This window comes from Thermus sp., from assembly GCF_056332225.1.
In genome coordinates this window covers 1-679 of record NZ_JBWGQW010000198.1, presented here as the reverse complement: position 1 = coordinate 679, position 679 = coordinate 1, and the positions used below count along the sequence as shown (strand labels likewise).

The window sequence follows — 679 nt, the reverse complement described above, 5'->3', positions numbered from 1 at the left end:
CTGGGGGCGGTCCTGGTGGCCCTGGCCATGTACGGCGTGCTCCTGGTGGGGATGAGCTACCAAGCCCTGAACAAGCTCGCCGTCCTCTCCTGGGACACCCTGGCCCTCCTTGCCCTCTACCTGGTGGGCCTCTTCTGGCTTTACACCCTGCGGTAGGGCACCAGGAGCACGGGCTTGGGGCTTCTCCTCGCCACTTCCCGGGCCACGCTCCCGAGGAGAAGGCGGTCCAGCCCCGTGCGCCCGTGGGTGCCCAGAACCAGGAGGTCGTGCTTGGCCGCCTCCTGCAGGATGACCTCCGCCGCCAGGCCCTCTAGGAGGTGAGCCTCAAAGGGCACCCCCATCTCCTCGGCCAGGCGCGTGGCCCGGTCTAGGGCGGCGAGGCCCGCTTTGCGCAGGTCCTCCAGGAGCTCCCGGTAGTAGGGGAGGGTTTCGGGGCCCAGAAGAAGCTTCGGGCCCAAGGGCTCCAGGGCGTAGAGGAGGGCCACCCTGGCCTTTAGGGCCTGGGCCAGGCGGAGGCCTTCTCTTACCCCCGCTTCCGCCGCCTCGCTCCCGTCGGTAGGTAAAAGGATGGACCGGTACACCCCTCACCCCTCTATGACCACCGGGAGGATCACGGGATCGCGGCCCGTGGCCTTCTTCAGAAACTTCTTCACCGGGTAGTAGATGTCGTCCCGGATGC

Annotated in this window: 1 protein-coding gene; it reads right to left on the bottom strand. The window is 67.9% G+C overall.

The features are described from left to right. Positions 1 to 140 precede the first annotated feature (140 nt). Positions 141 to 581 (bottom strand): universal stress protein, encoded by a 441-nt coding sequence (locus AC01Y6_RS10890; RefSeq protein WP_476671545.1) that lies wholly within the window; start codon positions 579 to 581, stop codon positions 141 to 143. Positions 582 to 679: the final 98 nt, after the last annotated feature.